Raw genomic sequence first — 9,091 nt, forward strand, 5'->3', positions numbered from 1 at the left:
TCGGTTCCTCGCCGACAGATCGCCGCGACCCCTTCCCGGCGGGCCATGCGCGGGTGCATGCTGCAATCAACCGGCGAACGACTGGCGTGCCGTGGCCACACCCTGGCCCATGCACGCGTCGCCGGCCTCGGGGGAGCCAACCACCACCATTCCGGAGGGTCCATGTCACCGCAGCACCGCAACCCGGTCGCCGTCCTCGCCGCCGCATCCGCGGCCCTCGCGATCACCCTGGCGCCGGCAGCGGCAAGTCCGCAGCCGTCCGCTCCGCCCGGCAGCACGGGAGGCGACACCTCGACCGTCGCCTCGCCCGACCGGTCCAGCGCGATCGTCCAGCTCACGGCCGCGCCGCTCAGCACCGCGTCCAGCACCCGGCCCGCAGCCGGTCACCGGATCGACTTCGCCAGCAGCGCCGTCCGCAACCAGCGGGCGCAGCTGGCCAAGCAGCGCGCCGCGTTCAAGGACTGGCTGCGCACCCACGCACCTGCCGCACGGGTCACCGGCGAGTACGACATCGCGCTCAACGCGGTTGCCGTCCGGCTCAACGGCACTCCCCTCGCGACGCTCGCCGGCGCTCCCGGCGTCCGCTCCGCGCAGCCCGAGGGCACCTACCGCCCCAGCGACGACAACGACCCGGACCTCTCCATCATCTCCGCGCAGGCGGCCTGGCAGACCGCCCAGGTCGGCGGCTCGGCCGGCGCCGGTCGCGGCGTGAAGGTCGCGATCGTCGACACCGGCATCGACGTGACGCACCCCTGCTTCTCCGACGCCGGCTTCCCCGCCACGCGCCAGCTCGGCGACACCCGCTTCACCAACAACAAGGTGGTCGTGGCCCGGGTCTTCAACAACAAGGCCAAGGTCAGCGGCTACACCCCCGAGGCCAAGCAGGAGCACGGCACGCACGTCGCCGGCACGGTCGCCTGCGACCTCGACACCCCGGCCGAGGTCAACGGAGCCGCCATCCCGTACGGCGTCTCCGGCGTCGCTCCCGCGGCCCAGCTCGGCAACTACAACATCTTCCCGGGCGCCGTCGACGACGCGCGCAGCGAGGACATCCTCGACGCGCTCGAGCAGGCCTACGCCGACGGCATGGACGTCGCGAACATGAGCCTGGGCGGCGACGCTCACGGCATCGACGACCTCCTGACCGTCGCGATCGACGGCCTCGACCGGGCCAACATGGTCGTCGCGGTCGCGGCCGGCAACAGCGGCCCCGGCCACTACACCGTGGAGTCCCCCGGCTCCGCGGAGCGGGCCCTGACCGCCGGTGCCTCGACGGTGCCGCACTTCGTCGGCGCCCCGTTCAGCTACGGCAGCAGCTCGACCGGGCTCGGCGCCGGCGACTTCGCCACCGTCGACAGCGACCTGACCGCCCCGATCGGGGTGGTGACGGGCTCGATCGGTGGTCTCGGCGACGCGTGTGCGGCGCTTCCTGCCGGCTCGCTGACCGGCTCGATCGCGGTCGTCTCGCGCGGCAGCTGCGCCTTCACGGTCAAGATCCGCAACGCCCAGGCCGCCGGAGCCGCTGCTGCGATCGTGGTCAACAACGTCGCGGGCGACCCGGTGTCGATGGGCACCGACGGCACCGCCGACCAGCCCACGATCCCGGCGTACATGGCCTCGCTGGCGGACCGCTCGTCGCTGGCCGCCGCGGACGGCGTCTCGGGCACCATCGGCGCCACGACGTCGTACATCCACAGCTCGAACGTCGACATCATGGCCGGCTTCTCCAGCCAGGGCCCGACCGACGCCGACTACCGGGTGAAGCCCGACGTCGTCGCCCCGGGCGTCAACGTGCTGAGCTCGATCCCGGCGAGCTTCTGCGACGCACCGCCGTGCTGGGCCTTCTTCCAGGGCACGTCGATGGCCACGCCGCACCTGGCCGGCTCGGCGGCCGTCCTCGTCGGGGCACACCCCGGCTGGTCGGCGGCACAGGTCCGCTCGGCGATCGTGAACACCGCCGACCAGGGGGTGCTGAAGGACTACGCGACGGGCACCAAGGTCGTCGACGACGTCAACATCGTCGGCGCCGGCCGGGAGAACCTCCTCAGCGCGGTCAACGCGAAGGTCGCACTCGGTCCGGTGAGCACCAGCTTCGGCTCCACCGCGGCGGGCTCGGGCGTGAGCCTGACCCGAAGCATCACGGTGACCAACCTGGGCAGCTCGGCCGCGACGTACTCCCTGGCCGTCGACTCGACCACGGGCAGCGGCGTCAGCTTCACGGTGGGCACCAGCAGCCTCTCGCTGGCACCCGGCGCGAGCGCCACCGTGCCGGTGACGATGACGGCCGCACGCGGAGCCGGCAAGGGTGACCACCAGGCCATGCTGCGCGTCAGCAGCGGCGGCACGGAGGTCGCGCACGCGGCGCTCTACGCCTTCATCAAGTAGGGACCGACAGACGACTGCGCCCCGGCTGCTCCCAGCAGCCGGGGCGCAGTCGCGTCAGCCAGTGCGCGGACGCCGGCGAAGACGAGGGCGAGGGGATCCCGCTCCTCTCCAATCTCGCGAAACCGGCACGCCACGTGCCCGGCGCGTGCGACCGTGGCCCCATGGTCATCTACGTCGTCGCCATGCTGGTCGTGCTGGGCGTGGCCGGAGCCGTGCTCCAGCACACCGCCGAGCAGGCGCGCACCCGCGACGACGACCGCTGAGGCGGCCGTTCACGCGGCGTACGACGGGGTCAGTCGAGATCCTGCGGAGCCTGGTGCTCGGGGAGCGCGGAGATGTCCTCGTTGGGCTCGAGCAGGCAGGTGCGGCAGAAGTCCTCACCGAACGGCGTGAGGTGGATCGAGCGCCGGACCACCTTGTGCGAGCGCACCGAGTGCATCGCGGCGAGGACGTCGGGCTGTGCCTCGACGACCTGGTACTCGAGCGGGTCGCGCAGCTGCTCGCGCGAGAACCAGATCAGGCCCAGGCGGAAGAGGTTGTTGAGGTACGACGGCACCTGGTCGAGGTAGCGCACGCCGGCCCGCGGGCCGATCATGTTGAGGCCCGGCGCGATGAGCTGCGAGCTCACCATGCCGATCGCGCCGCCGGTGCGGACGTCGACCGCCGGCTGCGGGCCACCGCGGAGCAGGAGCAGCAGGATGCGGCCCTCGTCGGGCGCCATCTCCGACGGGATCCGGGAGTACGCCGGGTGGCCCTGCTCGGTGTTCCACACGTCGCGGGAGCGGGCCAGCAGCGCCTGCCCCTGCTCGCGCAGCGACTGCTGGATCTCGATCTCACGGCGCGCAGCAGCAGCCTGCGGGGCGCCGATGGCCGGGGCCGAGCCGTTGGCCCCGCCGCCGAGCGAGGCGCTCACCTGGATGACGGCCTGCGGCAGCGAGACACCGCTGCCGACCGCCTTGGCGACGTCGCCGAAGATCGAGCCGGCCTGGGCGACGCCCGCGACCAGGTCGAGGGCGCTGGCGGGGTTGGTCGCCACGGAGAGGACCTTGCGGGTCGTGCGCACACCGGCGACGACGCTCCACTCGGCCGTGCGCAGCCAGGAGGTCGCCGCGAGCCGGACCAGGCCCGGAAGGGCGTCCATGCGCGGGGTGGCGAGCTCCGAAGCCGAGGCCCGCTCAGGAAGGTTGTTGCTCACGAGCCCACCAATCCGACGAAGATCCCGTAGTGGATCAGGCCGCCCGCGGCGCCCATGATCGCGCCATGAGCGTAGAGCATCCACTCGTCTTCCTTGATGGCTGAGCGCATCATCTCGACGAAGTCACGCGACGGGAGCTCCTTGGTGCGGGCCGCGATCAGCGTGCGGATCTTGCCCGACTGCTGGCGCGAGAACTCCTCGTCCTTGAACGGGGTGATCGTGCGGCCGACGGCCTCCTGGGCGAAGCCGACCTTGATCGAGTCGTAGGCGCGGGCACCGAGCGCGATGCGGGCCGCGCCGCGGATCGGGCCGGCGGCCTTGTCGATGGCCGGAGCCATGGCGGTGGCCAGCATCTGCCGGGTCCGGTCGCCGCGGGGACCGTCCATGAGGAAGTCGCCGATGCGCTCGAGGGTGATGACGTCGTCGGCGATGATGCCGGCGTAGACCTCGGCAGCCTGGTCCTGGCGGCGCAGGAAGAGGCCGTGGAACTTGATGCCGAAGTAGCGCTTGGGCTCGGTCGGCTCGAAGATCAGCCACATGCCGAGGGCGTTGGTGATCCAGCCGACCCCGATGCCGAGGACCGGCAGCATCCACCAGGTGTGGAACCAGTGGTCGATGAAGGCCACCGGGATGCCGAGCGCGAAGCCGAAGATGAAGCCGAAGGCGACCATCAGGTTGAGCTCGCGCTGGCCGATGTCCTTGAAGACCTTGATGACCAGGCCCGGGTTCTTCCGGAAGTGGTCGATGACCATGATCTTCGGGTCGAGCAGCTGGTCGATGTGGACACCGATCTCGTCGGTGATCGAGTTGACGACACCCGGCAGCTGGGCCTGGACCCGGGCGATGATCGCGCGCTTGCCGGCGGCCGGCAGGTCACGCCAGAACGCCGGGTTGTTGGCGAGCATGACCTCCTCGACGATCATCGGGATGTCGGGCGCGAACATGGTGACGATGTGCTCGGCGATCTTGTCCGGCTCGAGCTGCTGGTAGAACTCCGCCGGCGTGCCGAGCTTGGCGATCGCCTTGTCGACGGCGATCGAGCCCATCTTGGCGGCGCGGGCGGGGACGATGCCCTGCCAGCCCAGGCCGCCGTGCAGGATGCCCGGCACCTCCTGCAGCTTGTGCGGCAGCAGGCGCGCGATGTCCTTGAGGCCGGGCACGGTGAAGCCGTGGAAGTTGACCGGGTAGAAGAGCATGATCAGGCCGGTCCAGTTGATCAGCCAGCCGATGATCGCCGTGAAGAGCGGGATCGACGCGAACGCGAACCACTCCATGGGCGTGTTCAGGTGACTCAACAGCCAGTCACGCTGGGAGAACCAGTCCCAGAAGCCCTCGAGCGACACGCCTACCACCTAGCCCCACGACGTCCAGGGTTCTCGACCACCCTGTGGATTCCGTCACTTGTGTGCTGAGGGTAACGGTTGCTACCCATTGGTCACCATCAATCCGGATAACGGGCGGAAAGGGACACTGTCCAGCCCTTTCCTCAGTGCGGCACCGGCGTCGCGTCGCCGGGCGTCGACCAGCACTCCGTGCCGCCGGCCGCCTTCGGCGTCACGCTGATCCGCAGCCCGGGCAGCGAGATCGGGCCGCCGATCTCCGCGTCGTACAGGTAGCCCTTGGCGCTGAAGATGTCGCCCGCGGTCGCATCGATGCCCCACCAGCCGGTGCCGGTCGGCGCACCGAGCGGGTTGTCGACGCCGGCGAGCGTGGTGACGTCCTGGCTGGCCATGCCGATCTGCACGCGACCGTCCAGGTTGATGCCGGTGCCCGAGCCGCGCAGCTGGGTGATGTCGAGCTGGACGTTGGTCGCGCTGATCTCGCGGGTGGTGCTGTTGCCGTCGCCCGCGGTCAGCTTGATCACGACGTCGCCGATGACCGGCAGGGTCTGCACCTGGGAGACGCACAGGCCGTCGAGCGTGCCCGTGGCGAAGCCGGCCGCGAGGACGTTGCGCGTGCCCACGCCCGCGACGTCCACCTGGGCCATGCCGAAGCCGATGTCCTGCCCGCTCACCCGTCCGCTGCTGAACTTCGCGGTGGTGCCCTGGTAGGTCACCACTGCGGCCAGGACGTCCTGCCGCAGCAGCGTCACCATCCCGCCCATCACCGCGAAGGCGACGAGCATGAGCGGCATCGCCTGCCGCCACCTCGTGCCGTACGCCGAGCCCCAGCGTCGCCTCGCCATCAGGACACCGTCAGCAGGGTGTTGGGGAGGTTGACCGAGTAGGCGCCCGTGATCTCGCCGTTGGCTCCGGACGACGTGGTGACGGCGTACCGGATCTTGAGGTTCATGCCGCAGCCACCGGCGCTGACGTCGATGAACACGTCGGCGAGGGTCCAGAGCCCGTTGTCCGGCCGCACGTTGTCGTTGCAGCTGAAGGTGAGGAAGCTCAGGTTGATTGTGCTGTCGGCGGTGACCCACAGGTCCGTGTTGATGGTCTGGCCGCTCGCGTTGCCCAGCTTGGCGCTCGTGTCCGGCACCAGCGTCGTCGTGTAGCCCGACCCGCCCGACGTCGCGAGCGTCGCGGACTTGTCGATCTGGAACTGCTGGAAGGTGAGCCGGTAGAGCCCTGACTCGGTCGTGCCGTCGGCGTACTTCAGGGTCTGGTTGGCGGTCTTGCTGACGGCCGTGATGTGCCACTTGATCTCGTAGCAGGGCTGCAGGAAGAGGGTGCCGCAGCCGAGGCTCGACGTCTGGGTGCGCGGAACCGTCATCACGGTCGTGACCTTCGAGAGGCACGGGTGCAGCGTCACGCCGCCCTTCGTGGTGAGCGTCGCGCGGTTGACGTCACCGGCTCCGCACGCCTGCGCCGCCCGGGCGGCCTCGCGCGGCGAGTCCGGCCAGAGCGTCAGGGCAAGGACGACGGTGAGCACGCCCAGCAGGACCCAGACCCGCTGCCACCGCCGCCCGGCACCGGTCACGCCTCCGACCCGGCCGGCGCCACGCGGCTGCCCGCCGGGCGCGACGGCGCGAGCTCGCCCCAGCCCCAGACCATCGCGCCACCGACGATGCCGAGGACGCTGCCGACCAGGAAGCCACCGAAGTTCGACCCGATGAACGCCGCCATCGCTGCCAGGATCCCGAGGACGCCGACCAGCCGCGCGTAGAGCGGCGAGACCAGCGCGACGCCGGCGAAGAGCACCATGGCGCCACCCAGGATGTAGCCAGCGCTGCGGTTGAAGCCGCCCGTCATCGCCAGCCCCAGCGGGTAGCTGTTGAACTTCACGACCACCAGCCCGCCGACAGCGAGCCAGAGCGCGCCCCAGAACGGACGCGTACGCCGGTAGGCACGGAACCAGCGGACGGCGCGGGTCCCGGGGATGCGACGGTTGGGACCGAGCCTGTCGGTCGACGCGATCATGTTCATGAGAGGCAGTCCGCCTTCGTCTTGGCGCCGGGCAGGACCCGGATCTTGAGGCTGGGCAGGTTGATCTGGCCCTGGAGGTCGATGCCGTAGGAGTCCGCGTCGAGGTTGGAGACGTTGAGCGTCTGGGCCTGCAGGCCGAAGGCGCCCGGCGTGCCGGCGAACGGCAGCGTGTCCATCATCAGCGTGTCCGCCGACTGCCCGAGGGTCAGCTTGGCGATCTGGTCGCCGGTGCCCGACAGGTTGTCGGACGCGAGGTAGAGCTGCTGGGCGTTGATCGCCTGGCCCGTCGGGTTGGTGATCGTGCCGTCGACCGGCTCCCCCGCGGTGACCAGCAGGGAGACATCGCCGATGACCGGCAGCGTCTGCTTCGCGATCGCACAGAGGCCGTTGAGCGTCGCGGTCTTGAAGCCGAGCTGCGCGACCGCGTCGTCGGTGGAGCCGTAGAGGTCCTGGGTGTTGATGTAGCCGGCCGCGTTGAGGCCCGAGACCTTGTCCGTGTAGACCTTGTACGTCGTGTTGGCGGTCGTGAAGTTGACCGCGAGGACGTTCTGGCTGACGCCCATGAACATGCCGGCGAGACCCGCGAGCGCGGCCGCGGAGACCACGCCTGCGCGCACCTTGCGGGTGCCCCGGCGCGGGCCTTCCTCGGCCCGGGCCACCATCGCACCGGACGCCTCACGGACGGCCTCGCGCCGCCGGCGTACGGCCTCGGTGAGGCGGGAGCGGAGGGTCTTGCTGCGCCTCATGCCGCTGCCAGGCCCTTGACCTGCTTGCCCTTCGCCTGCCGGCGCTCGAAGCGACGGGTGCGCTTCTCCTCGATCCGGGCGAGGTGGGCGTCGGAGTACGGCGTCCAGGCGAAGACCATGCCGCTGCCGATGATGCCGAGCACCATGCCGATCAGCCAGCCGCCGAGGTTGGCGAGCGGCAGCGACGCGATCGAGAACGCCATCGCCATGAGCGCCGGGAAGTGGCGCTGGGCGGGGGCGAAGAAGGCGACCAGCGCCGCGGCGATCATGCCGCCACCGAGGATGTAGATCTGGGCGCCACCCACGCCGAGGTAGGCGAGGAAGTTGAAGGTGCTGGCGACGACGGGGCGGAGGACGAACCAGCCGCCGGCGGCGAGCAGCAGGCAGCCCGCGGTGGGGCGGCTCTTGAGGTAGCGGTAGGCGGCGTGCCGCAGGCGAGCGGGCCGTGAGGATCGAGCAGTCGTGTTGGTCATGGTGTGTCCCCTCCCAAGGACGCGTCCCCCTCCCGGGGACGGATGGCGACCACGCCGGCGCCGGGGCGGTCGAGGGCCCTCGGGCCCCGACGCCGACGCGGTCAGCGGGTCAGGCTCAGCAGGTCGCCGTGCCGGTGGTCGGCGTGAGGGTCACGCCGGTCAGGCCGATCGACGCCAGGTTGACCTGGAAGACGTCGGCGTTGACGTTGTTGAGCGCGACGTTGCTGGTGTCACCCGCGGTACCGCCGGCCGACTGGCCGGACTCGATGCCGAAGCCGCCCATGTTGGCGCCGTTGGTGACCGTCGACTGGTGGTTGAGCTCCTGCTGGGCCACACCCACGCTGACGTTCTTCAGGGTGGCGTCCGTGGTCACGCCCTGCGCGTTGAGGTCCACGGAGTTGCCGAGTGCGACCGAACCCGGGAGCTGGATCTTCAGCCCGATGTTCGAGATGACCGGAAGACCGGTCGGCTGGTTCGCTGCGAGGCACACGTTGTTGACCGTGCCGTTGGTCAGCGTGACGAACGCGGACTGCTTGTCAGCAGACGTTGCGTCGGTCTGTGAGGCCGCGGCCTGGGCAGCGCGGAGCGAGAGCTCCACGCCCGAGCCGGAGCCGGAGGCCGCCGTGACCTTGAACGGGTTGGTCGAGCTGAGCGACGCGGAGACCGCGCCCTGCAGCATCGCCACACCCAGGCCCACCGAGACGACGGTGGCAGGCACCGTGATCGCGGCGAAACGGCCGAGCCGAACGCGGCCCATTCCCTTTTCCTTCATGTTTCCCTCCCAGGAACATGACCTCCCCCGCACTCACGAGGGCAGGCAACAGCAGCCGCACGAGGCGGCGCGAGTGGAGTCCAGCAGAGTGGTGTACGACGTCCTGAGTGAGCGCGTGCCTCCAACGTAGGCGCGGCCACCGGGTGAATCCT

General features: G+C 70.5%; 9 protein-coding genes. 1 reads left to right on the forward strand and 8 read right to left on the reverse strand.

What is annotated here, in order from left to right; genetic code table 11:
• The first annotated feature begins 162 nt into the window (after positions 1-162).
• Positions 163-2,385, forward strand: a complete 2,223-nt coding sequence (locus IEX47_RS15900; protein ID WP_188785002.1) for a S8 family serine peptidase — start codon at positions 163-165, stop codon at positions 2,383-2,385.
• A 292-nt stretch (positions 2,386-2,677) separates the two neighbouring features.
• Here the strand turns inward: IEX47_RS15900 and IEX47_RS15905 are convergent, their stop codons facing one another.
• The 8 genes from IEX47_RS15905 to IEX47_RS15940 form a co-directional block, all read right to left on the reverse strand.
• Positions 2,678-3,580 carry an Abi-alpha family protein gene (locus IEX47_RS15905; RefSeq protein WP_229662931.1) on the reverse strand — a complete coding sequence of 301 codons (903 nt, stop codon included), beginning with the start codon at positions 3,578-3,580 and terminating at the stop codon, positions 2,678-2,680.
• Positions 3,577-4,923, reverse strand: a complete 1,347-nt coding sequence (locus IEX47_RS15910) for a DUF445 domain-containing protein (protein ID WP_188785003.1) — start codon at positions 4,921-4,923, stop codon at positions 3,577-3,579. The genes IEX47_RS15905 and IEX47_RS15910 overlap by 4 nt, the downstream gene beginning before the upstream one ends.
• 143 nt (positions 4,924-5,066) lie before the next feature.
• Entirely contained in the window at positions 5,067-5,765 is a 699-nt protein-coding gene (locus IEX47_RS15915; RefSeq protein ID WP_188785004.1) for a DUF6230 family protein, read from the reverse strand.
• Complete coding sequence (locus tag IEX47_RS15920) at positions 5,765-6,502, reverse strand: hypothetical protein (RefSeq protein ID WP_188785005.1); 738 nt, start codon at positions 6,500-6,502, stop codon at positions 5,765-5,767. Before IEX47_RS15920 ends, IEX47_RS15915 begins: the two co-directional genes overlap by 1 nt.
• Positions 6,499-6,948 (reverse strand): DUF6114 domain-containing protein, encoded by a 450-nt coding sequence (locus IEX47_RS15925; protein WP_229662932.1) that lies wholly within the window; start codon positions 6,946-6,948, stop codon positions 6,499-6,501. Before IEX47_RS15925 ends, IEX47_RS15920 begins: the two co-directional genes overlap by 4 nt.
• Positions 6,945-7,694, reverse strand: a complete 750-nt coding sequence (locus IEX47_RS15930; protein WP_188785006.1) for a DUF6230 family protein — start codon at positions 7,692-7,694, stop codon at positions 6,945-6,947. The genes IEX47_RS15925 and IEX47_RS15930 overlap by 4 nt, the downstream gene beginning before the upstream one ends.
• Positions 7,691-8,167, reverse strand: a complete 477-nt coding sequence (locus IEX47_RS15935; RefSeq protein ID WP_188785007.1) for a DUF6114 domain-containing protein — start codon at positions 8,165-8,167, stop codon at positions 7,691-7,693. The genes IEX47_RS15930 and IEX47_RS15935 overlap by 4 nt, the downstream gene beginning before the upstream one ends.
• A 115-nt stretch (positions 8,168-8,282) precedes the next feature.
• Positions 8,283-8,924, reverse strand: coding sequence for a DUF6230 family protein (locus IEX47_RS15940; protein ID WP_229662933.1), 642 nt, complete (start codon positions 8,922-8,924; stop codon positions 8,283-8,285).
• Positions 8,925-9,091: the final 167 nt, after the last annotated feature.

The sequence above is a fragment of the Nocardioides phosphati genome (assembly GCF_014646375.1).
GTDB classification, from domain to species: domain Bacteria; phylum Actinomycetota; class Actinomycetes; order Propionibacteriales; family Nocardioidaceae; genus Nocardioides; species Nocardioides phosphati.